The organism is Thermodesulfatator atlanticus DSM 21156 (genome assembly GCF_000421585.1).
GTDB classification, from domain to species: domain Bacteria; phylum Desulfobacterota; class Thermodesulfobacteria; order Thermodesulfobacteriales; family Thermodesulfatatoraceae; genus Thermodesulfatator; species Thermodesulfatator atlanticus.
Genome location: NZ_ATXH01000034.1, coordinates 1 through 21,827, shown reverse-complemented (window position 1 = coordinate 21,827; position 21,827 = coordinate 1). Strand labels below are relative to the sequence as shown.

General features: G+C 47.1%; 37 protein-coding genes. 36 read left to right on the top strand and 1 reads right to left on the bottom strand.

All coding sequences use genetic code 11. The features are described 5' to 3' along the window. The 36 genes from H528_RS14375 to H528_RS14365 all read left to right on the top strand — a co-directional run. A partial coding sequence (locus H528_RS14375) for an EF-Tu C-terminal domain-related protein (protein WP_084677718.1) occupies positions 1-165 on the top strand: 165 nt, incomplete at its 5' end. 24 nt (positions 166-189) lie between these two features. Next, the gene (gene rpsJ, locus H528_RS0111105) at positions 190-504 is read left to right on the top strand and encodes a 30S ribosomal protein S10 (protein WP_022854379.1); all 315 of its coding nucleotides are present in this window, start codon (positions 190-192) and stop codon (positions 502-504) included. Positions 505-517: 13 nt separating this feature from the next. Further along, complete coding sequence (rplC, locus tag H528_RS0111100; protein WP_022854378.1) at positions 518-1,159, top strand: 50S ribosomal protein L3; 642 nt, start codon at positions 518-520, stop codon at positions 1,157-1,159. 17 nt (positions 1,160-1,176) lie between these two features. Next, positions 1,177-1,800: a 50S ribosomal protein L4 gene (gene rplD / locus H528_RS0111095; RefSeq protein WP_022854377.1), complete on the top strand. Its 624-nt coding sequence runs from the start codon at positions 1,177-1,179 to the stop codon at positions 1,798-1,800. Continuing rightward, the gene (gene rplW / locus H528_RS0111090) at positions 1,797-2,087 is read left to right on the top strand and encodes a 50S ribosomal protein L23 (protein WP_022854376.1); all 291 of its coding nucleotides are present in this window, start codon (positions 1,797-1,799) and stop codon (positions 2,085-2,087) included. The genes rplD and rplW overlap by 4 nt, the downstream gene beginning before the upstream one ends. Positions 2,088-2,099: 12 nt before the next feature. Next, the gene (rplB, locus tag H528_RS0111085; RefSeq protein WP_022854375.1) at positions 2,100-2,927 is read left to right on the top strand and encodes a 50S ribosomal protein L2; all 828 of its coding nucleotides are present in this window, start codon (positions 2,100-2,102) and stop codon (positions 2,925-2,927) included. A 12-nt stretch (positions 2,928-2,939) separates the two neighbouring features. Then, a complete protein-coding gene (gene rpsS, locus H528_RS0111080; protein ID WP_022854374.1) occupies positions 2,940-3,227 on the top strand; it encodes a 30S ribosomal protein S19 in 288 nt (95 codons plus the stop codon). A 9-nt stretch (positions 3,228-3,236) separates the two neighbouring features. Beyond that, positions 3,237-3,578 carry a 50S ribosomal protein L22 gene (gene rplV, locus H528_RS0111075; RefSeq protein ID WP_022854373.1) on the top strand — a complete coding sequence of 114 codons (342 nt, stop codon included), beginning with the start codon at positions 3,237-3,239 and terminating at the stop codon, positions 3,576-3,578. Positions 3,579-3,594: 16 nt separating this feature from the next. Next, positions 3,595-4,254: a 30S ribosomal protein S3 gene (gene rpsC, locus H528_RS0111070; protein WP_022854372.1), complete on the top strand. Its 660-nt coding sequence runs from the start codon at positions 3,595-3,597 to the stop codon at positions 4,252-4,254. A gap of 11 nt (positions 4,255-4,265) precedes the next feature. Then, positions 4,266-4,685, top strand: coding sequence for a 50S ribosomal protein L16 (gene rplP, locus H528_RS0111065; protein ID WP_022854371.1), 420 nt, complete (start codon positions 4,266-4,268; stop codon positions 4,683-4,685). Then, complete coding sequence (gene rpmC / locus H528_RS0111060; RefSeq protein ID WP_022854370.1) at positions 4,682-4,885, top strand: 50S ribosomal protein L29; 204 nt, start codon at positions 4,682-4,684, stop codon at positions 4,883-4,885. The genes rplP and rpmC overlap by 4 nt, the downstream gene beginning before the upstream one ends. Positions 4,886-4,903: 18 nt before the next feature. Further along, positions 4,904-5,197 (top strand): 30S ribosomal protein S17, encoded by a 294-nt coding sequence (gene rpsQ, locus H528_RS0111055; RefSeq protein ID WP_028845924.1) that lies wholly within the window; start codon positions 4,904-4,906, stop codon positions 5,195-5,197. 17 nt (positions 5,198-5,214) lie between these two features. Next, on the top strand, positions 5,215-5,583 hold the full coding sequence (rplN, locus tag H528_RS0111050; RefSeq protein WP_022854368.1) for a 50S ribosomal protein L14: 369 nt from the start codon (positions 5,215-5,217) through the stop codon (positions 5,581-5,583). 12 nt (positions 5,584-5,595) lie between these two features. After that, positions 5,596-5,967 carry a 50S ribosomal protein L24 gene (gene rplX, locus H528_RS0111045; RefSeq protein WP_022854367.1) on the top strand — a complete coding sequence of 124 codons (372 nt, stop codon included), beginning with the start codon at positions 5,596-5,598 and terminating at the stop codon, positions 5,965-5,967. Between the two features lie 7 nt (positions 5,968-5,974). Then, positions 5,975-6,520 (top strand): 50S ribosomal protein L5, encoded by a 546-nt coding sequence (rplE, locus tag H528_RS0111040; protein ID WP_022854366.1) that lies wholly within the window; start codon positions 5,975-5,977, stop codon positions 6,518-6,520. An 8-nt stretch (positions 6,521-6,528) separates the two neighbouring features. Further along, the gene (locus H528_RS0111035) at positions 6,529-6,714 is read left to right on the top strand and encodes a type Z 30S ribosomal protein S14 (RefSeq protein WP_022854365.1); all 186 of its coding nucleotides are present in this window, start codon (positions 6,529-6,531) and stop codon (positions 6,712-6,714) included. 13 nt (positions 6,715-6,727) lie between these two features. After that, the gene (rpsH, locus tag H528_RS0111030) at positions 6,728-7,123 is read left to right on the top strand and encodes a 30S ribosomal protein S8 (RefSeq protein WP_022854364.1); all 396 of its coding nucleotides are present in this window, start codon (positions 6,728-6,730) and stop codon (positions 7,121-7,123) included. Positions 7,124-7,138: 15 nt separating this feature from the next. After that, positions 7,139-7,708, top strand: a complete 570-nt coding sequence (gene rplF, locus H528_RS0111025; protein WP_022854363.1) for a 50S ribosomal protein L6 — start codon at positions 7,139-7,141, stop codon at positions 7,706-7,708. 28 nt (positions 7,709-7,736) lie between these two features. Then, positions 7,737-8,117: a 50S ribosomal protein L18 gene (rplR, locus tag H528_RS0111020; RefSeq protein WP_022854362.1), complete on the top strand. Its 381-nt coding sequence runs from the start codon at positions 7,737-7,739 to the stop codon at positions 8,115-8,117. Positions 8,118-8,132: 15 nt separating this feature from the next. Then, positions 8,133-8,651: a 30S ribosomal protein S5 gene (gene rpsE / locus H528_RS0111015; RefSeq protein WP_022854361.1), complete on the top strand. Its 519-nt coding sequence runs from the start codon at positions 8,133-8,135 to the stop codon at positions 8,649-8,651. Continuing rightward, positions 8,638-8,823 (top strand): 50S ribosomal protein L30, encoded by a 186-nt coding sequence (gene rpmD / locus H528_RS0111010; protein ID WP_022854360.1) that lies wholly within the window; start codon positions 8,638-8,640, stop codon positions 8,821-8,823. The genes rpsE and rpmD overlap by 14 nt, the downstream gene beginning before the upstream one ends. 4 nt (positions 8,824-8,827) lie before the next feature. Next, a complete protein-coding gene (gene rplO, locus H528_RS0111005; RefSeq protein ID WP_028845921.1) occupies positions 8,828-9,277 on the top strand; it encodes a 50S ribosomal protein L15 in 450 nt (149 codons plus the stop codon). Between the two features lie 10 nt (positions 9,278-9,287). Further along, a complete protein-coding gene (secY, locus tag H528_RS0111000; RefSeq protein WP_022854358.1) occupies positions 9,288-10,604 on the top strand; it encodes a preprotein translocase subunit SecY in 1,317 nt (438 codons plus the stop codon). A gap of 20 nt (positions 10,605-10,624) precedes the next feature. Beyond that, positions 10,625-11,269, top strand: a complete 645-nt coding sequence (locus H528_RS0110995) for an adenylate kinase (RefSeq protein ID WP_022854357.1) — start codon at positions 10,625-10,627, stop codon at positions 11,267-11,269. A 20-nt stretch (positions 11,270-11,289) separates the two neighbouring features. Further along, positions 11,290-12,063, top strand: coding sequence for a type I methionyl aminopeptidase (map, locus tag H528_RS0110990; protein WP_028845920.1), 774 nt, complete (start codon positions 11,290-11,292; stop codon positions 12,061-12,063). A 12-nt stretch (positions 12,064-12,075) separates the two neighbouring features. Continuing rightward, on the top strand, positions 12,076-12,315 hold the full coding sequence (gene infA / locus H528_RS0110985) for a translation initiation factor IF-1 (RefSeq protein WP_022854355.1): 240 nt from the start codon (positions 12,076-12,078) through the stop codon (positions 12,313-12,315). 8 nt (positions 12,316-12,323) lie between these two features. After that, complete coding sequence (rpmJ, locus tag H528_RS14370) at positions 12,324-12,437, top strand: 50S ribosomal protein L36 (protein ID WP_084677717.1); 114 nt, start codon at positions 12,324-12,326, stop codon at positions 12,435-12,437. Positions 12,438-12,450: 13 nt separating this feature from the next. After that, the gene (gene rpsM / locus H528_RS0110980) at positions 12,451-12,825 is read left to right on the top strand and encodes a 30S ribosomal protein S13 (RefSeq protein ID WP_022854354.1); all 375 of its coding nucleotides are present in this window, start codon (positions 12,451-12,453) and stop codon (positions 12,823-12,825) included. Between the two features lie 12 nt (positions 12,826-12,837). Next, positions 12,838-13,230 carry a 30S ribosomal protein S11 gene (gene rpsK / locus H528_RS0110975; protein WP_022854353.1) on the top strand — a complete coding sequence of 131 codons (393 nt, stop codon included), beginning with the start codon at positions 12,838-12,840 and terminating at the stop codon, positions 13,228-13,230. Positions 13,231-13,256: 26 nt separating this feature from the next. After that, the gene (gene rpsD, locus H528_RS0110970; protein ID WP_022854352.1) at positions 13,257-13,889 is read left to right on the top strand and encodes a 30S ribosomal protein S4; all 633 of its coding nucleotides are present in this window, start codon (positions 13,257-13,259) and stop codon (positions 13,887-13,889) included. Positions 13,890-13,922: 33 nt separating this feature from the next. Further along, a complete protein-coding gene (locus H528_RS0110965) occupies positions 13,923-14,939 on the top strand; it encodes a DNA-directed RNA polymerase subunit alpha (protein ID WP_022854351.1) in 1,017 nt (338 codons plus the stop codon). 12 nt (positions 14,940-14,951) lie between these two features. Beyond that, positions 14,952-15,653, top strand: a complete 702-nt coding sequence (gene rplQ, locus H528_RS14855) for a 50S ribosomal protein L17 (RefSeq protein WP_022854350.1) — start codon at positions 14,952-14,954, stop codon at positions 15,651-15,653. Between the two features lie 214 nt (positions 15,654-15,867). Continuing rightward, positions 15,868-16,995 carry an ATP-binding protein gene (locus tag H528_RS0110950; RefSeq protein ID WP_022854348.1) on the top strand — a complete coding sequence of 376 codons (1,128 nt, stop codon included), beginning with the start codon at positions 15,868-15,870 and terminating at the stop codon, positions 16,993-16,995. A gap of 45 nt (positions 16,996-17,040) precedes the next feature. After that, positions 17,041-18,570: a sodium-dependent transporter gene (locus tag H528_RS0110945; RefSeq protein ID WP_022854347.1), complete on the top strand. Its 1,530-nt coding sequence runs from the start codon at positions 17,041-17,043 to the stop codon at positions 18,568-18,570. A gap of 130 nt (positions 18,571-18,700) precedes the next feature. Continuing rightward, positions 18,701-20,002, top strand: a complete 1,302-nt coding sequence (locus tag H528_RS0110935; RefSeq protein WP_022854346.1) for a replication-associated recombination protein A — start codon at positions 18,701-18,703, stop codon at positions 20,000-20,002. A gap of 63 nt (positions 20,003-20,065) precedes the next feature. Next, a complete protein-coding gene (locus tag H528_RS14365; RefSeq protein ID WP_022854345.1) occupies positions 20,066-21,268 on the top strand; it encodes a pyridoxine 5'-phosphate synthase in 1,203 nt (400 codons plus the stop codon). Here H528_RS14365 and H528_RS0110925 read toward each other — a convergent pair. Continuing rightward, complete coding sequence (locus tag H528_RS0110925) at positions 21,265-21,486, bottom strand: hypothetical protein (RefSeq protein ID WP_022854344.1); 222 nt, start codon at positions 21,484-21,486, stop codon at positions 21,265-21,267. The two genes, H528_RS14365 and H528_RS0110925, sit on opposite strands and share 4 nt — an antisense overlap. Between the last annotated feature and the right edge of the window lie 341 nt (positions 21,487-21,827).

Here is a 21,827-nt window from a genome sequence, read left to right as displayed (position 1 = left end):
GTGGTGACGTTGCCTGAGGGAGTGGAGATGGTGATGCCTGGAGACAACGTAGAGTTTGAGGTGCAGTTGATAAAGCCGGTAGCGATGGAAGAGGGTTTGAGGTTTGCGATAAGAGAAGGTGGTCGCACGGTAGGTGCCGGTGTTGTTACCAAGATTTTGGAATAGTTTTAGGAGGCTTGAGGTCCGGTCATGATAGTCCCGACCCAGAGGATACGAATAAAATTGAAGGCGTTTGATCATAAGGTTCTTGATCATTCAGTGGCAGAAATTGTGCGTACTGCACGCGACACAGGAGCAAGGGTGGTGGGTCCGATACCGCTGCCAACGAAGATTAACCGCTGGACGGTGCTTCGTTCGCCTCACATTGATAAGAATTCTCGTGAGCAATTTGAGATTCGGACCCACAAGCGTTTGCTCGACATACTTGAGCCCACCCAGCAAACTATTGACGCGCTGATGCAGCTTGAGCTTCCCGCTGGGGTGGAAGTGGAAATCAAGCTCTAAAGGGGTGGAAGAAATGGCTATGGTTCAAGGACTAATTGGAAAAAAATTGGGGATGACCCGTATTTTCACCCCGTCTGGGGAAGCGGTTCCTGTAACTGTGATTGAGCTTGGGCCGTGCACGGTGGTTCAGGTCAAAACCACCGAACGCGACGGTTACAATGCGGTACAGCTTGGGTTTAAACCCAAGAAGCTTTCCAAGCTCAACAAGCCCATGCAGGGGCACTTTGTAAAAGCGGGTCTTGATCACGGCTTTTATGTGCTCAAAGAATTTAAAGTTGATGATCCGCAGGCCTTTTCTCCTGGGCAGGTGATCACATTAGCGGACTTGTCCCTTGAGCCTGGGAAAAAGATAAAAGTAACCGGAAAAAGCAAGGGTCGGGGTTTCGCTGGCGCTATTAAACGTTGGGGTTTTAAACGTCAGCCCATGAGCCACGGTGCCAAACAGGTTCATCGTAAGCCTGGCTCAAGTGGTCCGAGTACTTTTCCTGGTAGGGTTATCAAAGGAAAGAAAATGCCAGGGCACTATGGAAACGAGACTGTTACGGTGCGTAACTTGAGCATCGTTGACATAAAGCCCGAGAAAAACGTTTTGTTGGTGAAAGGGGCTGTTCCCGGCTCAGTTAACAGCTACGTATACGTTTACTTCAATACGTAGGTGGGGTGAGGAATAAAATGGCCACGGTGGCGGTAGTTAACAACAAAAAAGAAAAGGTGGACGAAGTGGACCTTCGAGAAGATATTTTCAACGTGCCGGTAAAGGTTGGTTTGTTGCACGAGGTAGTGCGTTGGCAAATGGCCCGCTGGCGCGCAGGCACTGCCTGCACCAAGACTCGCGGCGAAGTCCGTGGGGGAGGCCGTAAGCCTTGGCGGCAGAAGGGCACAGGTAGAGCACGCCAGGGAAGCATTCGCGCGCCTCATTGGGTAGGAGGCGGCGTGGTGTTTGGCCCCAAACCTCGGGATTATGAGTTTAAGGTGAACAAGAAGCAGCGCCGTTTGGCTTTGAAAATGGCGCTTTCAGCCAGGGCTCAAAAAGGAAAGCTTTTAGTAGTAGATGATTTTGGCCTTGATGAGATTAAAACCAAAAAGTTCGTTGAATTTTTAAAAGGCCTTGGGGTGGACGATGCCCTGGTGGTGCTTCCTGAGCGAGATGAAGTTGTCGAAAAAAGTGCGCGTAACTTGCCCAAAGTGAAGGTCCTAACAGCGGACGGCTTAAACGTATATGATATTTTAGATTACGAGTATCTCATAATTAAAAAAGAGGCCTTGCCAAAAATTGAAGAGAGGCTTTCAAAATGAGGGATCCTAGAACCATAATTCTAAAGCCTGTTATTACAGAAAAGTCCATGTTTTTGAAGGAAAAGAACAATCAGGTGACTTTTTGGGTGGCGCCAGACGCCAATAAGATTGAGATTAAAAAGGCCGTAGAAAACTTGTTCGACGTGAAGGTTGAGAAGGTTCAGACCATCAGGGTAAAAGGCAAACCCAAGCGGTTTGGCCGTTATGAAGGTCGCAGGCCGCTCAGGAAAAAAGCCATTGTGCGCCTAGCACCAGGTCATACCATAGACTTTTTTGAATCGGTATAGAGGGGATAGGTTATGCCAATTAAAAAGTGTAAACCAACATCGCCAGGCCGTAGGTTCATGAGCTTTGTGATTGACCCGGACCTTACCCCTGGTAAGGAACCGGAAAAATCACTGCTTGAGCCTCTTAAAAAGACAGGTGGGCGCAATACCTATGGCAGGGTAACGGTGCGTTTTCGTGGTGGCGGGCACAAGCGTCTTTATCGCCGCATTGATTTTAAGCGCAACAAAGACAACATCCCTGCTAAGGTAGCAGCTATTGAATATGATCCTAACCGTTCGGCGAACATCGCCCTTTTGCACTACGCCGATGGAGAAAAGCGTTATATTTTAGCGCCCCTTGGGCTTAAGGTTGGCGATGAAGTGATGTCTGGGGAAAACGTCGAAGTAAAAGTTGGCAATTGCATGCCCTTGCGCAATATTCCCTTGGGCACCATTATACACAACATTGAATTGCGCCCTGGCAAAGGCGGGCAGATTGCCCGTTCCGCAGGAACCTTTGCTCAGCTTATGGCCAAAGAAGGTGACTATGCCCATCTGCGTTTGCCTTCTGGTGAGATCCGTATGGTACATCTTGCCTGTCGCGCAACCATTGGCCAGGTGGGCAATATCGACCATGAAAACGTAACCTTAGGTAAGGCAGGTCGTTCCCGTTGGTTGGGCAGGCGTCCTCATGTACGTGGAATTGCTATGAACCCGGTAGATCACCCCATGGGTGGTGGTGAAGGCCGTACTCACGGTGGGCGTCATCCTTGTTCTCCGTGGGGGCAGTTGGCTAAAGGCCTTAAAACCAGGGGCAAAAAGGCATCTGACAAATTTATCGTAAGAAGACGTAAAGGCTAGGAGAGGTGACATATGCCTAGGTCGAGGAAAAAGGGGCCGTTTGTAGATGAACATCTCTGGAAAAAGGTGCGCAAGGCCCTAGAAACTGGAGACAAAAAGGTCATTAAAACCTGGAGCCGACGCTCCGTGATTTTGCCCGAGTTTGTGGGGCTAACTTTTGCAGTGCATAACGGGCAAAAGTTTATACCGGTTTACGTTACAGAGAGCATGGTAGGGCATAAGCTTGGGGAGTTTGCCCCTACTAGGACTTATCGTGGCCATGCAGCAGATAAAGGCAAAGTAAAAGGTAAGAAGAAATAGGAGTGAGATATGGAAGCGCGGGCGCAAGCTAAATATGTGCGTATTTCACCATATAAGGCGCGTTTAGTGGTGGATCTTATCCGTGGCAAATCAGTAGATGAGGCGCTTAATATTTTGAGATTTACCCCTAAAAAAGGGGCACGCCTAGTGCGTAAGGTTTTGGAATCGGCTGTTGCCAATGCGGAGCACAATTATTCTATGGATCCGGACAGGCTTTACGTAAAAAGGGCCTATGTGGATGAAGGGCCGCGTCTTAAACGTATTTGGCCACGGGCCTTTGGTAGGGCAAGTCGTATCTTAAAACGCACCAGTCATATCACCATTGTGGTGGAAGAAAAACCAGAGAAATAGTTAAGGAGGGCGAGCTTTGGGTCAGAAAGTAAATCCCATAGGGTTGAGAATAGGGATTACCAGGACTTGGGATTCCCGCTGGTTTGCCAAGAATGATTTTCCTAAACTGGTACACGAAGATTTTAAGATTCGCCGTTTTATCAAGGAGCGCTTAAAGCATGCGGGAATCTCAAAAATAGAAATAGAGCGGGCAGCAAATAAAGTTCGCATTATTATTCATACTGCTCGCCCAGGAATCGTTATCGGTAAAAAAGGCGTTGAGATCGAAGCCCTTAAAAAGGCTTTAGAAGAACTTACCGAAGGAAAAGAGATTCATATCGATATCGTGGAAGTAAGACGCCCAGAGCTTGATGCGCAGCTTGTGGCTGAAAATATCGCTATGCAGCTTGAGCGTCGTGTCTCTTTCAGGCGTGCCATGAAAAGGGCGGTGGCGCTGGCCATGCGTTTTGGGGCCCAGGGCATCAGGGTGCAGTGTAAGGGGCGTCTTGGGGGAGCTGAGATCGCGCGTAAGGAATGGTACCGTGAAGGAAGAGTTCCGCTTCATACCCTTCGTGCTGATATTGATTATGGTTTTGCAGAAGCCAATACCAAATATGGTGTGATAGGGGTTAAGGTTTGGCTGTTTAAGGGAGAGGTTTTGCCTGAGAAGGGTGAAATGGCACCTCTTAATATTTAGGGGGAATAATTATGCTTCTTCAGCCTAGAAAAGTTAAATATCGCAAACAACAAAAAGGCCGTAACCGTGGAAAGGCTTGGCGCGGCAACGCAGTAACCTTTGGAGAGTTTGGTTTGCGTGCGCTTGAGCACTGCTGGCTTACTTCCCAGCAGATCGAAGCTGGTCGTGTTGCTATTGTGCGTTGTGCCAAAAAAGGTGCCAAGATTTGGATTCGCGTTTTTCCAGACAAACCTATTACCAAAAAACCTGCGGAAACACGTATGGGTAAAGGTAAGGGTAATGTTGAAGGCTGGGTAGCGGTGATCAAACCTGGCCGGATTATCTACGAGATTGAAGGGGTTCCTGAAGAAATTGCTCGCGAGGCGCTACGTCTTGCTGCGGATAAGTTACCTATAAAATGTAAGATTGTTTCCCGGGAGGATCGGGTATGAAACCTCAAGAGCTTCGTCGTTTATCAGTGGTGGAACTTCAAGAAAAGCTGCGCGAGTTGCGCGAAGAGCTTTTCAATCTTCGTTTTCAGAAGTCTATCCACCAACTGGAAAATCCTATGCGTATAAGGCAAGTTAAACGGGATATTGCCCGTGTGCTTACTATTATGCGCGAAAAAGAATTACAGGGAAAAACTTCATAAAGTTTAAGGGTCATGGCAATGAGTGAGAAGAAAGGAAATCCCAAACAGTTTATTGGCATTGTGGTTAGCGACAAGATGAACAAAACCGTAGTGGTGGCGGTTGAGCGCTTAAAGATGCATCCCATTTACAAAAAGTATATTAAGCGTCGTAAGAAATTCATGGCCCATGATGAGGAAAACGCCTGTCGGATAGGCGATAAGGTCTTAATTGAAGAGACCAGGCCGCTTTCGCGTCATAAACGCTGGCGGGTAAAGACCATAATCGAACGGGCCAAAGTGCTTGAAAAGGAAACATCTCAAGAGGAAGCCTAGGAAGGTGGTGAAGGGCGATGATTCAACAGCAATCATATTTAAATGTAGCTGATAATTCTGGAGCTAAGAGAATAATGTGCATTCGGGTCCTGGGTGGCTCAGGGCGCCGCTACGCCCGCATAGGCGATGTTATCATTGCCTCGGTAAAAGAGGCTTTGCCAAACTCTAAAGTCAAAGCGGGCGATGTGGTGCGGGCTGTAGTGGTGCGCACCAAAAAAGAACAGCCACGTCCTGATGGGACCTTGATTCGCTTTGATGAGAACGCTGCGGTTTTGATTAACCAGTGGGGAGAGCCCATTGGTACTCGTATCTTTGGTCCTGTTGGTCGTGAGTTAAGGTCAAAGAAGTTCATGAAAATTATTTCACTTGCGCCAGAAGTTCTGTAAGGGGTTAGAGGTATGCGACTTTTTAAAAGTAAGCAGAGAAGAGATATAAAGCCGCACCAGGTCAAGGTTCATATCCGCAAAAACGACCAGGTGGTAGTAATAGCTGGCAAGGACAAGGGCAAAATAGGCAAGGTTTTACAGGTTTTTCCGCGCAGACAGCGGGCCATTGTGGAAGGGGTAAACGTGGTGAAACGCCACATGAAGCCTACTCCCTATGCGGAGGGAGGCATTGTAGAGAAGCCGGCACCGGTGCACATTTCCAATTTGATGGTATTTTGCCCAAAGTGCGCGCGTGGGGTAAGAATCGGGCGTAAGTTTTTGGAAGACGGGACCAAAGTTCGTGTGTGTAAAAAATGCGGAGAGATAATCGAGGCGAAGGAGTAGGTGGGCTATGTCCTGGCTTAAGCAATATTACGAAGAAGAGGTAGTTCCCAAGCTTATGGAAAAGTTTGAGTATAAAAATCCGATGGAAGTCCCGCGGCTTAAGAAGATTGTTCTTAATATGGGGCTTGGTGAAGCTGTTCAAAATCCCAAAATAATCGACCAGGCGGTGGAAGAGCTTGCGATGATAGCTGGCCAAAGGCCAAGTATTCGTCGGGCTCGTAAATCCATCGCAGCTTTTAAGCTGCGTGAAGGTATGCCCATTGGGGTTATGGTGACTTTGCGCAAGGACCGCATGTATGATTTTCTGGCTCGCTTGATCCATGTGGCCCTTCCGCGAGTGCGTGACTTCCGTGGTATTCCCGCGCGGGGTTTTGACGGTAGGGGTAACTATACCATGGGCATTGATGACCATACCATTTTCCCTGAGGTTGATCCTAACAAAGTAGAAAAAATCAAGGGCATGAATATTACTTTTGTTACTTCGGCAGAAACCGACGAAGAGGCCTTTGAGCTTTTAAAGCTTTTGGGCATGCCATTTAAACGTAGGAGATAGGAGGGACCATGCCGCGCAAAGCGCAAATTGTTAAAGCCATGAGAGAGCCAAAATTTAAGGTGCGCAAGCGGAACAGGTGTTCGATTTGTGGCCGCGCACGCGCTTATATTCGCCGTTTTGGGCTTTGTCGTATTTGTTTCCGGAATCTTGCTTCTCAGGGCAAAATTCCGGGAGTGAGAAAAGCAAGTTGGTAAGGGGTGAAGGGCTATGATGACTGATCCGATTGCTGATATGCTGGCGCGTATTCGTAACGCCTGCTTAGTGCATCACAAAACCGTTGAGATTCCAGCTTCTAAGATGAAGCTTGCTATTGCCAAGATTCTCAAAGAAGAAGGCTATATTGAAGATTTCCGTTTTGTACCTGAGGGGCCTCAGGGAAAGATTGAAATCGTGCTTAAATATGACGACGAAAAAAGGCCGGTTATAGCGGGCATGAAAAAAGTTTCTAAGCCTGGCCGTAGGGTTTACGTTAAAAAAGACGAGCTGCCTAAGGTTTTAGGGGGCTATGGCATTGCCATTATTTCTACTTCTCAGGGCATTATGACAGACAGAGAAGCCCGCAAACGTGGCATTGGTGGCGAAGTTATTTGTGAAGTTTGGTAAGCGAGGTGAATGAATATGCTTTCACGGATTGGTAGAAGGCCGGTTCCTGTCCCGGATGGGGTCAAGGTTGAAATAAAAGAAGACAAGGTCATTGTGCAGGGTCCGAAAGGCCGCCTTGAAAAGCCACATCCACCATTAGTTGAGATAAAAGTAGAAGGAAACGAAATAAAAGTGCTTCCTGCGCAAGTTCAAAAGCGCCTTGCGCGAAAAGTTAAGGCTTTTCATGGGCTGGCACGGGCCTTGGTAAACAACTGGGTAACTGGTGTTTCCAAAGGTTTTACCAAGTCTCTTGACATTGTTGGCTTGGGGTATAAGGCTGAGCTTAAGGGCGATACCCTGGTGCTCAGTGTGGGGTATTCTCATCCTGTAGAATTTAAACTCCCGCAGGGAGTTACTGCCAAAGTGCAGCGTGGTGCTGGTGAAGTTCAATTCCAGATAATCCTTGAAGGTATTGACAAAGAACTAGTAGGCCAGACTGCAGCGAATATAAAAAAGATTAGACCTCCTGAACCTTATAAGGGCAAAGGGATTCGTTATACTGGAGAGAAAATTTTACGTAAAGCCGGCAAAGGCGGTAAGAAATAGTAGCTAGAGAGGAGCAGGTGAAGGGGCTATGGGAAAAACAAGCAAAAAGGTCTTAGCGAGACTTAGAAGAAAACGTCGTGTACGTAAAAAGATTTTCGGGACACCTGAAAGACCACGTCTTTCGGTCTTTCGATCCTCAAAGCATATTTATGCTCAGATTATCGACGATGTTCACGGAAGGACTTTAGTGGCAGCTTCTTCGCTGTCCCCGCAGATCAAAGAAAAAGTCCTTTCTGCCAAAAAAGAAGGTGGAAAGACAGCAGTGGCCAAGGTGGTAGGAGAACTTATAGGCCAGCGGGCCATAGAGGCTGGTATCAAAAAAGTTGTTTTTGACAGAGGTGGCTATAAATATCACGGGCGCGTTAAGGCCTTAGCTGATGGGGCTCGCGCTGCAGGTTTAGAGTTTTAAAGGAGGGAAGAAGCCTTGGTGGCATCACCTAAAGATACCGAACAGCTAATAGAGAAGATTATTTTTATTAACCGTGTAGCAAAGGTCCATAAAGGCGGGCGTCGTTTTCGTTTTTCCGCCCTGGTGGTAGTGGGCGACGGGGCCGGGCGAGTAGGCTATGGCCTGGGGAAGGCTCCAGAAGTCCCTGACGCCATTCGCAAAGCCCTAGAGAAGGCCCGTAAAAACATGATAAAAGTGCCTGTAATCAATGGCACTATACCGCATCCCATTCTCGGGATTTACGGCGCAGCGCAGGTGCTTCTTAAACCCGGTGCTCCTGGTACAGGTGTTATTGCGGGTGGCACGGTGCGTGCTATTATGGATGCGGTTGGTATTCGTGACGTGGTAACCAAATGCATCCGTAGTACTAATCCTCATAACGTGGTAAAAGCTACTTTTAAAGCTTTAGAAAGCTTACAAGATCCTGAATACGTTGCTAAGAAACGAAATTTGGCCAAAGAAGAAGTTGTAGGTGAGAGCCATGAAGCAGCTTAAAATTACCCTTGTGCGCAGTAAGTATGGCTGGAGCAAAAAGCAGCGTGACACCCTTGCTGCTTTGGGGCTTAGGCGTATTCGTCACACTGTAGTTAAACCTGATAATCCTTGTATCAGGGGAATGATTGACAAAGTAAAACATCTTGTAAAAGTGGAGGAGATCAATGGCTGAAAGAATCAGCCTTTCAAATTTGTCCCCTTTTCCAGGGTCTAAGAAGAAAGAAAAAAGAGTTGGTCGTGGGCCGGGTTCCGGCCATGGCAAGACTGCCTGTAAAGGCCACAAAGGCCAGAAGGCAAGGGCCGGCGGAGGTGTGCCTCCTTGGTTTGAAGGAGGGCAAATGCCCATCTTGCGTCGTCTTCCCAAGCGAGGTTTTAAAAATCCCTTCAAGATAGAATACGCTGTTTTAAATGTTGGGGACTTAGCTAAAAAGTTTTCAGATGGTGCAGAAGTTTCTCCTGAAATTTTGAGGCAGGCTAAGATTTTAAAAGGAACCCCTAAGCCTCTTAAAATCTTGGGAGATGGTGAAATAAAAATAGCGCTTAAAGTGAAATGTCATGCGATTTCCAAGTCCGCACGTGAGAAAATCGAAGCAGCAGGTGGAACGGTAGAGATTATCTCTCGCTAGGAGAGTTTAAATGTTACAAACTAAGGGTGTAGAAACTCTTGCCAATATTCCAGAGTTGCGCCGCAGGATATTTTTCCTTCTTGCGGCGCTTGCTATTTATAGAATAGCCGTTCAAATTCCTACTCCCGGCATAAATACCGTGGCCCTTGCTGCCTTGTTTGATAGGGCCGGGGGAACTATCTTTGGCTTCCTGGATATGTTCTCCGGTGGAGCCCTTAGGCGTCTTTCTATTTGTGCCTTGGGGATTATGCCCTATATTAGCGCCTCTATTATCCTTCAGCTTTTAACCGTAGTATTCCCCAGCATAAAAGAAATGCAAAAAGAAGGCCCTGAAGGCCGCCGCAAGATCGCCTATTATACGCGTTATCTCACGGTAGCCATTTGTTTGATTCAGGGCTTTGGTATTGCGCTTGGGCTTGAGCGCATGACCGCTCCCAATGGCGATCCTATTGTACTTTTCCCTGGCTGGGGATTTAAACTGCTCACCATGATCACCCTTACCGCGGGGACTATTTTCCTCATGTGGCTTGGAGAACAGATTACCGAGCATGGCATTGGAAACGGTATCTCCATGATTATCTTTGCAGGTATTGTAGCAGGAATTCCCGCGGCCCTTATCCGTACTGTGCGATTTGTTAAGACGGGCGAACTCTCCCCGGTAGTACTTCTTTTAATTATAGCGCTGGTGATAGCGGTAGTTGCTTTCACTGTCTTTATGGAAAGGGCGCAGCGCAGGATCCCCATTCATTACGCTAAACGCCAAGTGGGAAGGCAGATCGTTGGTGGGCAAACCACTTATCTTCCTCTTAAAGTAAATATGGCAGGGGTCATTCCCCCGATTTTTGCTTCTTCTGTTTTGATGTTTCCGGCAACCGTGGCAAGTTTTGTTCCAATAGACTTTTTCCAAAAAATGGCGCATTGGTTTCAGCCTGGCAGTCTTATTTACGAAGTCTTGTTCGTCGCGCTCATTATCTTTTTCTGTTATTTCTATACCGCTATTATTTTCAATCCTCAGGAAGTAGCGGAGAACCTTCAAAAACACGGTGGTTTTATTCCTGGAATTAGGCCAGGGCGCGCTACGGCTGAATTTTTAGACCGAGTTCTTGCCAGGATTACTTTAATAGGGGCCTTATATGTGTCGGCTATCTGTGTATTGCCAACCATTTTGATAAAAGAATTTAATGTCCCCTTTTATTTTGGAGGTACGGCCCTTCTCATCGTAGTAGGAGTGGCCATGGATACCATGGCCCAAATTGAAGCGCACCTTTTGACCCGCCATTATGATGGACTTATGAAGCAGGGCCGTTTGCGGGGAAGAGGGCGTTAAAAGCATAAAAGGAGGGGGTTATGAACATCGTATTTCTTGGACCACCAGGGGCTGGTAAAGGTACGCAGGCTAAAATGATTGCTGAAAAGTTTGGTATTCCCCAGATCTCTACCGGGGATATGTTCCGTGAGCACCTTTCTAAGGGCACAGAGCTTGGTAAAAAAGCCAAAGAGTATATGGACAAGGGTGCCCTTGTGCCGGATGAGATTGTGCTTGGTATGGTGGAAGAACGCCTTAAGCAGCCTGATTGTGAAAAGGGCTTTATTCTTGATGGTTTTCCCCGGACTCTTCCTCAGGCAGAGGCTCTTGACAAACTTTTAGAAAAACTCGGCAAAAAAATAGACTACGCCATCTTGATTGATGTTCCTGATGAAGAGCTTGTTAAAAGACTTACCGGGCGCAGAACTTGCAAGAAATGCGGCATGATGTATCATGTAATGTTCAAGCCGCCCAAGGAAGAGGGTAAGTGTGATGTTTGTGGCGGCGAGCTTTATCAGCGTGCGGACGATAACGAAGAAACCGTAAAGAACCGTCTTAAGGTTTATCACGAGCAGACTGAACCTATTGTTCAGTATTATGAGAAAAAGGGAGTCCTTTACCGTATTGACGGAATGGGCTCTATAGAAGAAATTTTTAATCGTATTGTAAAGCTTCTCGGCGGATAAAATTGAGAAACAAAAAGATTATGAAGTTGACTAAGGGGCCCAGTAAAATTAAATTACGGGCCCCTTGGGAAATAGATTTATTACGTAAAGCAAATGCTATTGTTGCGGAAGTTTTACAACTAGTTAAGGAAAACGTTTGCCCAGGGGTTAGTGCCTGGGATCTAAATAAAATCGCAGAGGAATTAGTCATAAAAAGGGGAGCCCGCCCGGCATTTAAGGGCTATAGGGGCTACCCCTTTAGTTTGTGTGTTTCTGTGAACGAGGAAGTGGTGCACGGGCTTCCTCTTAAAGAAAAAGTACTTAAAGAAGGAGATATCGTTAGTTTTGATTTTGGCGCTATTTACGATGGTTATTACGGGGACGCAGCGCTTACCGTGGCCGTTGGAAGAGTGAGCGAAGAGGCGGAGCGTTTAATGAAGGTTACTGAAGAGGCCCTTTACAAAGGGATTGAAAAGGCGCGGGTTGGAAACAGGGTGCAGGATATCTCCTTTGCAGTGCAGCAATTTGTAGAAAAGCATGGCTTTAATGTTATTCGTGATTTTGTAGGTCATGGCATAGGTGAAAATTTGCATGAGCCCCCAGAGGTGCCTAATTTTGGGCGCCGTGGTAAAGGGCCAAGGCTTATGGCGGGAATGGTGATAGCTATTGAGCCTATGGTGGTAACGGGCAGTCACGAGATAGAAATACTTGCTGACGGCTGGACGGCGGTTACTAAAGACCGAGGGCTTGCAGCACACTATGAACACTCGGTGGTCATTACTGCTAAGGGTCCTGAAATTTTATCAAAAATTTAAAGAGGAGCGTTTATGCCCAAGGAAGATGCAATTCAAGTGGAAGGTACGGTAGTTGAAGCTTTACCCAATGCTATGTTCAGGGTTGAGCTAGAAAATGGGCATAAAGTTTTGGCTCATATTTCCGGAAAGATGAGAGTGCATTATATTCGCATTCTTCCTGGGGACAAAGTAATCGTCGAACTTTCTCCTTATGATTTAACAAGAGGCCGCATTGTTTACCGCGGCTCTAAAAAAGATCGTAAGAAAGGATAGGTGATACCATGAAGGTGCAAGCATCTGTCAAAAAAAGATGTCGTAAGTGTAAGGTGATCAAAAGAAGGGGCATAGTGCGTATTATTTGTGAAAATCCACGTCATAAACAAAGACAGGGTTAAGGAGGTTTAAGAAGTGCCAAGGATTGCGGGTGTAGATATCCCAGATAACAAACGTATAGAAATAGCCCTCACCTATATTTATGGAGTGGGGCGTACGCTTGCGCAGAAGATTTTGACTAAGGCTGGCGTTGACTGGAACAAAAAAACCAAAGACCTCACCGAAGAAGAGCTGACCAAGATTCGTCATCTGGTTGAGCGTGAGCACAAGGTAGAAGGTGATTTGCGCCGCGAAGTATCCGCCAACATTAAGCGCCTTATGGACATGGGGTGTTATCGTGGTTTAAGGCATAGGATGGGGCTTCCGGTTCGAGGCCAGAAGACACGGTCCAATGCGCGTACGAGAAAAGGCCCGCGCCCGTCTTCATTGCGCGGCAGACGTAAAAAGTAAGGGGTGGTAGTTATGGCGAGACGTCGGAGACCAAAAGGTAAAAAACGCGAAAAGAAAAACATTCCAGAGGGCATTGCCCACATTCACGCTACTTTTAACAACACCATCGTTACCATTACCGATAAGCAGGGCAACACGGTAGCCTGGGCAAGTGGTGGTACCGAGGGATTTAAGGGGTCCCGTAAGGGAACTCCCTACGCTGCGCAGCTTGCAGCACAAGCTGCTGCCCGTCGGGCGATGGAACACGGCATGCGTAAGGTGGCTATTTATGTTAAGGGGCCAGGGGCTGGCCGAGAGGCTGCTTTACGGGCGCTTCAGGCTGCTGGATTCCAAATCACCATGATTAAAGACGTAACCCCGATTCCACATGACGGGTGTCGCCCACCTAAGAAAAGACGTATTTAATACCGCTAGTTAAGGAGGAGAAAGCCTTGGCAAAATATACAGGACCACGTTGTCGTTTATGTCGCCGTGAAGGGATGAAGCTGTTCCTCAAAGGCGAGCGTTGTTATACGGATAAATGTGCTTTTGAAAGGCGCAGTTATCCCCCTGGTCAGCATGGCCAGGCCCAGATGCGTGCAAAGCGTTCCGACTACGGTATTCGTTTGCGGGAAAAACAAAAAGTAAAACGCATCTATGGTGTTTCTGAAAAGCAATTTGCCACTTATTTTGAACGATCAGACAGAATGCGCGGCCAAACTGGCCACAACCTTTTACAACTCTTGGAACGTCGCCTTGATAACGTTGTTTATCGACTGGGTTTTGCTTCTTCGCGGATGCAGGCGCGCCAGATGGTTGCTCACGGCCTTTTTAAGGTCAATGGTCGCAATGTAGATATCCCTTCATACTTGGTAAAGCCGGGAGATGTCATAGAGCTTAAAGAAAAATATCGACAGAATCCTTTTGTACAGGAAAACTTAGAAGCAGCCGTTCGCAGGGGCATCCCCCAATGGCTTGAGCTTGACGCTGACAATTTCAAGGGCACGGTTAAAGCCCTACCTACCAGAGAAGATATCACCATGCCTATTCAGGAACAGCTCATTGTTGAGTTTTACTCCCGGTAATGGTGAAGACAAAATTAAATATAGGGTGGTGCTATGGCAGAGACTAAAAATCTTATCAGTAGGAACTGGCTAGAGCTTATTAAGCCGAAAGGGGTGCAGGTTCACGATGATTCTAAGCCACCTTTTTATGGAAAGTTTATTATTGAACCCCTAGAAAGGGGTTTTGGCGTAACCATTGGAAACTCTTTGCGAAGGGTACTTCTTTCTTCGCTCCAGGGTGCTGCGATTACCTGGGTCAAAATCGACGGCGCAACCCATGAGTTCTCCAGTCTTCCAGGTGTAGTGGAAGACGTTATCGATATAATCCTTAACCTAAAAGGCGTGCGTTTTAAGCTTTTTGATGAGGAGCCCAAGACTTTTATTCTTGAGAAAGAAGGCGAAGGAGAAGTAAAGGCAAGTGACATTCAACTGGATGGGAAGGCAGAAATTGCCAACCCTGACCACCATATCGCAACGCTTGCCAAAGACGGGCGCCTTAAGATGGAACTGCACGTAGAATGGGGTAAGGGGTATCGGCCGGCTGATCCTTCTTCGGTAGAAGAGATCGGCGTAATCCCGGTTGATGCGATCTTTTCCCCTATTCAACGGGTCAATTTTAATGTTACCCAGGCTCGCGTGGGTCGTAGCAGTGATTTTGACCGCCTTGTGATGGAAATCTGGACAGACGGTACGGTTGATCCTGCAGATGCCATGGCTTACGCCGCAAAGATCCTAAAAGACCAGCTCACCATCTTCATTAATTTTGCTGAGGAAGAGGCTGCTGAAGAGGCGCGTAAGGAAGAGGAAAGCCGTCCTGAGTATTATCAGTACCTTAACAAAAAGATCGACGAACTGGAGCTTTCGGTTCGTTCGGCCAACTGTTTAAAAAATGCAAATATACGTTATATTGGCGAGCTCGTGCAGAAGACAGAATCTGAAATGCTCAAAACGAAAAACTTTGGGCGTAAGAGCTTAAACGAACTCAAAAAGATTCTCGAGTCCATGGGGCTTTCTTTTGGCATGCATATACCAGACTGGAAGCCCCCAGAGGAAGCTAAAGAAGCAAAGTAGGGAGAGGATATCATGAGGCACAGAAAGAAGAGCAGACGCTTGGTTGGTTCATGGGAGCATCGCAAGGCCCTTTTGCGTAATCTTTTGGTAGCGCTTTTTATAAACGAAAGAATCCAGACTACCGAGGCCAAGGCCAAGGAGTTGCGCCGGCTGGCAGACAAAATGATTACCTTGGCCAAACGAGGGGATCTGGCGGCAAGGCGCCAGGCGCTTTCTATTTTGCCAAATAAAGCCGTTGTCCGTAAGCTTTTTGGTGAGATAAAAGACCGTTATGCCTATCGTCAAAGTGGGTTTACCAGGATAGTACGTATTGGTCCGCGCCGTGGTGATGCCGCCATGATGGTCATTATCGAGTTGGTAACGGATAAGCTGGAACATAAGCCATCCAAAAAAGAAGTTATCAAGACCGAAGAAAAACCAGTTGCTACGGAGAAGACCGAGGAAACGGCCAAAGAAGAGGCAGCACCGAAAGCCGAAGAACAAGAAGAAATCTCGGCAGCAGAACAAACAGCTGAAAAATCCGAGGAAGAAACACAACCGGAAGCAAAAACCGAAGAAAAACCTGAAGCAGAAGAAAAACCTGAAGAAAAAGAAGTCTCCGAGGAGCCTCAAGCTTCTCAGGAAGTAGCCGAAGAAGCAACCCAGGAAAAGACCGAAGAAAAAGCTGAAGCCTCCCAAGAAGAAAAGCCCTCTTCAGAGGAAAAGAAAGAATAGACACCATTTCCCCATTATCTTATTTAAAAGCCCCGATTTTTTCGGGGCTTTTTTTATTTTGGTATTCAGTTTTCCTTATCTTTTTAATTTTTTTGCCGAAAAGACTTATTGAAGAACTTGGCAAAAAGGATCCGTTCCTATTTTTTCGACACAAAAACAGGAACGGGTCCCGCCATTTTGCAAAGGTCTCGAATAATAATTTTTGGTGAAAAAAATGACTGTTTTAACCCGCGAAACCGAACTTACTGTTAAAGAAGACTTATGGTTCCCCTATTATTTGCAAAATATTCTTGATTTTGTTAAAGCAGGGGTCATTCTCCTTTCTCCTGAAGGAAAAATTTTATTTGCCAACAAAATGGCTTTAGAGCTACTCAAAGACAATGATCTCGAAGGAAAAGATTTTTCTCTCTTTTTCACCCAGCAAGACAGGGAAATTTTCTGGCCCAATGTGCTTACCATCCTTGAAAACGAAGGCCTTTATGAAGGGGAAGGCTATTTGGTCCCGCACGAAGGAGATGGCTTTGTGGCACAGTTTCATTTTTTGCGCTATGAACCAGAGGGAGCGCCGCCATTTATCGTGCTTACCTTTCAAAACCTCAGCCATTTGAAAAAACTTGAAAAATCCCTGCGCGAAGCCAAACATCTTGCTTTTTTGGGCCGCATGCTTTCAGATATCTCACATCACGTGCGCAATCCCATTTCTGTGATTGGCGGGCTTGCCAGGCGCTTAAAAGAATCCCCTGAAAAAGTTAGTTCCTATTCTTCTGCGCTCATATATCAGTGCGAAAGGCTAGAAGAACTTCTTTCTTCTTTGGAGCGTTTTGTTCTGTTACGCAAGCCGTGTTTTAAGCCTGCTGAAGGTAAAGAGATCATCGAAATTTTGAAAGAAAAGTTTGAGATTGAGTTGAGCGGAGAAAATCCCGAGTTAGTTTTAAACACCAAAGGGTTTAATTCTTTTGTTTTTTATACGGATCCTGAACTTTTGATCGAGGCCCTTTCAGAGATTATAAAAAACGCCCTGGAATCTCACCGTCTTTTAAGTCATGCTGAGCCGGTCTCTTTTTCAGCGAAGGTGTGCGAAAATCAAGTAGTTTTCGAAGTGAAAGATAACGGCCCAGGAATCTCTTTAGATGTTTTACCTTATATTTTTAATCCCTTTTTTACCACCAAATCAGGCCATTTTGGGATGGGGCTTACTTATGCCACCAGGATCATGGAGGAGCTTGGTGGAGAAATAGAGGTACTTAATCTTTCGAACCCAACGGTTTTTAGAGTGTTCATCCCCCTTGATCGTCGTCGTCCCGAAAGGCGCTATCTTCTTTTCAAAGCCCTTGATAAATAGCATTGCTTTGACTACTAGTTACCTCTAAAAAACTAGGAGTCTCTTATGCCAGCAAGAGAGCGTTGGGCCACCCGTATTGGACTCATTTTGGCGATGGCTGGCAATGCCGTTGGTCTTGGTAATTTCTTACGGTTCCCCACCCAGGCGGCAGAAAATGGCGGTGGGGTTTTTATGATTCCTTATATGATTTCCCTGGTTCTTATAGCTATTCCCCTTATGTGGGTGGAATGGGCCATTGGCCGCTACGGAGGTGTGAGGGGCCATGGGACCACGCCTGCTATTTTCCGTCTCTTATGGAAACATCCCGTGGCCAAATATATCGGAGTCCTTGGGCTTTTTGTACCTTTTGTGGTGTCATGTTATTACATCTACATTGAAAGCTGGACCCTTGGTTATGCCATCTTATCCATTGCGGGCAAGCTTCCTCATCCAGCAGCAACCGCAGCATCTCCCGTAGAATATCTAAAGCCCTTTAAGTCTTTTCTAGAAACTTATACCGGAATGGGAAAAGGCTTGTTTTATCATCCCAGTTATCTGGCCTATTTCTTTTTTGTACTTACCGTGGGCCTTAATGTCTTGATTCTTCTAAAAGGTATTTCTGGTGGCATTGAACGTTTTGCCAAGGTCGCTATGCCGCTTCTTTTTCTCTTTGCGGTGATCTTGATGATAAGGGTAATCACCCTTGAAACCCCTTATGGTACTGCTGTTGCAGGGCTTAACTTTTTGTGGCAGCCAGATTGGTCTCAGCTTACTAATCCCAAGATATGGCTTGCCGCAGCTGGCCAAGTCTTCTTCACTTTAAGCCTTGGTTTTGGAGCAATAATCACTTACGCGTCTTATCTTAAGCGCAACGATGACATTACCCTTTCGGCACTTACAGCTTCATCCCTTAACGAAGCGGCTGAAGTTATCCTGGGTGGCTCTATTGCTATCCCTGCAGCTGCGGCTTTTTTTGGTGTTGCGGCGGCCCAGGCTATCGCGGCAAGTGGGGCCTTTAACCTGGCCTTTGTCAGTCTTCCTGCGATTTTTGCCAATATTCCCTTGGGTCAGGTGTTTGGTTTCCTCTGGTTTATCCTGCTTTTCTTTGCGGGGCTTACCTCTTCGGTGGCCATAACCCAACCCATCATTGCCTTCCTAGAAGACGAGTTTAAGCTTACTCGCCCTCAGGCGGTGTTGGCTACCATGGTGGTGCTTTTTTCAGTGGCACACGTGGCCATTTTCTTAAACGGTGCCCTGGATGAAATGGATTTTTGGGCGGGGACTTTCTGCGTGGTGCTTTTTGCCCTTTGCGAAGTATTAATCTTTTTCTGGGCCTTTAGTCCTTCTCAGGCCTGGGCAGAGATAAACCGCGGGGGTTTTATCAAGCTTCCTCGCGTATTTTTCTTCATTATGCGCTATGTAACGCCATTTTTCCTGACCATCATTTTGATATGGTGGATAGTCACAGTGCTCCCTGGATACATCGCTAAAAGCACCTGGACTTCCTGGCTTACCCGACAACTCCTGCTAACTATTATGGCGGTTCTTTGTTTTCTGGTTTATCTTCAAGAGAAGAGAAGGAGAAAAAAATCATGAAGGGCTCAGCCTTACTTTTTATGCTTTTTTCCTGGAACCTTATCACAGGGCTTTGCACTTTTTGTTTTACCCGTCTTTTCATGGCGGGTAAAAAGAAAAAGCCGCAAAAAAGCTAATTTTCATTTGTGCGGTGGAAAAGGGTCTTTTCAGGGTTAAGGCACCTTTAGCTGAGCGGCTGAGACCACGAAGTCTTGATGAATTCGTTGGCCAAAGGCATCTCCTAGCGGAAGGCAAATTCCTGCGAAGTGTGCTAGCCAAGAAAAAACTCCCCTCTCTTATCCTTTGGGGGCCGCCAGGTTGCGGGAAGACCACTCTAGCCAGGCTCTTGGCAAAAGAGATTGCGGCGTCCTTTTTAAGTGTTAGCGCTGTGGATGCCGGGGTAAAAGACCTGCGCAAGGTCTTGATGGAGGCAGAAAAATTACGCTCGCTAGGGCGTGAGGCCATTCTTTTTATAGATGAAATTCACCGCTTTAATAAAGCCCAGCAGGATTTTCTTTTGCCTTACGTGGAAGAAGGCCTTTTGACCTTAATCGGAGCCACTACGGAAAACCCTTCTTTCAGGGTTATTGCACCCCTTCTATCCCGGGCAAAGGTCCTGGTGCTTGAACCCCTTACCACTGAAGAAATTCTCATCATTTTAAAACGGGCTTTGGAAGATCCCAGGGGATTTGGGGGCTTAAAAATAAATGTTGAAGAAGGAGTCTTGGAGATTTTGGCAAGAGCTTCAGAGGGTGATGCCAGGGTGGCGCTTAATTTTCTGGAGATACTTGTCACGAGTGCTGAAGAAAAAGAAGGAACCCTAACAATAACCAAAAGACATCTTGAAGAGCTTTCTCTTGCCAGGCCCCTTCTTTACGACCAAAGTGGCGAAGAGCATTACAATCTCCTTTCGGCCTTTCATAAAAGTTTGAGGGGAAGTGATCCCGATGCCGCTGTTTACTGGATGGTGCGCATGCTTGAGGCCGGTGAAGATCCCCTTGTTATTGCAAGGCGACTGGTGGCGGCAGCTGCGGAAGACGTTGGTCTTGCAGATCCTGTGGCCTTGCAAATAGCCCTTGCAGCCAAGGATGCCGTTGAGTTTTTGGGGCTTCCTGAAGGGGAATTGGCGCTAACTCAGGCGGTAATTTACGTAGCTCTTGCCCCTAAAAGCAATGCTGCCTACAAAGCGCTCTCCCTTGCGCGTGAGGACGTGAAAAAACACGGCGCCCTTCCTGTGCCTTTGCACCTGCGTAATCCTGAGACAAAACTCATGAAAGAACTTGGCTATGGTAAGGGTTATCAATACCCCCATAACTTTCCAGGGGGTTATGTTCCTCAAGAATACCTTCCAGAAAAATTAAAAGGAAAAAGATACTATCATCCTACGGACAGGGGCCGAGAAAAAGAACTTAGTGTGCGATTAAAACGCCTGCTCGGCGCAAAAACCAAATAAATTGCGCTATTTCCTACTATAAAAAGCTTGCCTATTATTGGGCTTTCTTCTATCTAAAAGAACATGCCCGTTGAGTTAATAAATCAGCAAAAAAAACGCATTCCTGTTAAGTGGCTTGGGGAGAAGTTAGCCCAGGCCCTTTCTCTTTTGGGGATTCCAGAAAAAGAAGCCACTTTCATTTTTGTTGATGATGAGACCATCACCACCTATAACGAACTTTATCTGAACCGCCCTTATCCCACCAACGTTATTTCCTTTTCCCAGCGTGAGGGTCCTTTTGTTGAGCTTCAACCGAACCTTTTAGGCGATGTGCTCATCTCGGTTGACACAGCTTTTAAGGAAGCTGAGACTTACGGAATCCCTAAAAAACATTACCTCTTGCTCCTTGCCATTCACGGGCTTCTGCATCTTTTAGGCCATGAACACGAAGGGGGCCGTTTTGCAGCCAAGTTAATGCTCGAAAAGGAGATAAAACTGGTCAGAAGCCTTTTAGGCAGGGCAGGGCGCAAGGCTGTATTATTCTTGCAAAGGAGGGAGTATATGCCTGCTAAACTGGCAGTTAATGTTGATCACGTTGCTACGGTGCGTGAGGCCCGCAAAGTTAATTATCCTGATCCGATACATGCTGCGGTGCTTGCCGAGCTTGGTGGTGCCCACGGTATTGTGGTTCACCTGCGTGAAGACCGCCGCCATATACAGGACCGTGACGTGCGTATTTTACGCGAGATCGTAAAAACCAAGCTGGTGCTTGAGATGGCTGCCACTGACGAGATGATAAATTTTGCCAAAGAGGTCAGGCCTGATCAGGTAACCCTTGTACCAGAGCGTCGTCAGGAGATAACCACCGAAGGCGGTCTGGTGGTAAAGGGCCGTATAAGCAAAGTGCGCAAAGCCGTTGAAGACTTAAAAGAAGCTGGTCTTAAGGTGAGTATTTTTATTGATCCCGATGAGGAACAATTAAAGGCCGCTGCCAAAACAGGGGCAGACATCGTTGAGCTGCATACGGGGAATTACGCTGAGGCCAAAGGCCCGGAAGAGATGGACTTAGAATTTTCGCGCCTTGAAGAGGCCGCGCGGGTGGCGAGAGAGCTAGGCTTTGAGGTGCATGCTGGCCATGGATTACATTATGGCAACATCTCCCCCGTGGCTGCTATCCCTGAGATAGAAGAATTCAGCATTGGCCACGCCATTGTGGCGCGTGCCATTATGGTGGGAATGAAAGAGGCCGTGGAGGAGATGCTTTTCTTGATAGAAAAGGCCCGTTAGCTGGCCTGCTCTATCTTAGCGGCTTCAAGGCGCTTGCGGGCCTCTTCCAGGCTCATGATCCCCTTGGCCACTGCATAGGCCACATAGGGGTAAACCCGGGGGTCATAGCCTTCTGGGCGCGGAAAAAGCCCCTTGGCACGGAGCTTGGCCAAGCGAGCCCTGCGGCGACGGCGTCTTTCAATTTCGCGCATGCGTTCGATCTTTTTGTGTCTGGCCATAAGAGGCAACCCTCCTTTCTGCTTTTTGGGCAATGCGTTAATCCTATAAAAGAAAACTCAATTTTCGTCAATCTTTTTAGCGAGTAGGGAATAGGGAGTAGGGAATAGAAATTTTGTGCCATTTGGTAGCCATTTGGTAGGGGCGACGCATGCGTCGCCCCTACATTTGCCCTTCGCCCTTCTCCCTCGGCCCTTCGCCCTTCTCCCTCGGCCCTTCGCCCTTCTCCCTCGGCCCTTCGCCTAAAATCCACTCCCTACGGGAATTTAAGGGTGGGTAACCCGAAAAGGGCGTTTTCCTCTTTCCAGAGACCATTCGGGTTTCCACTCCCTACGGGAATTTA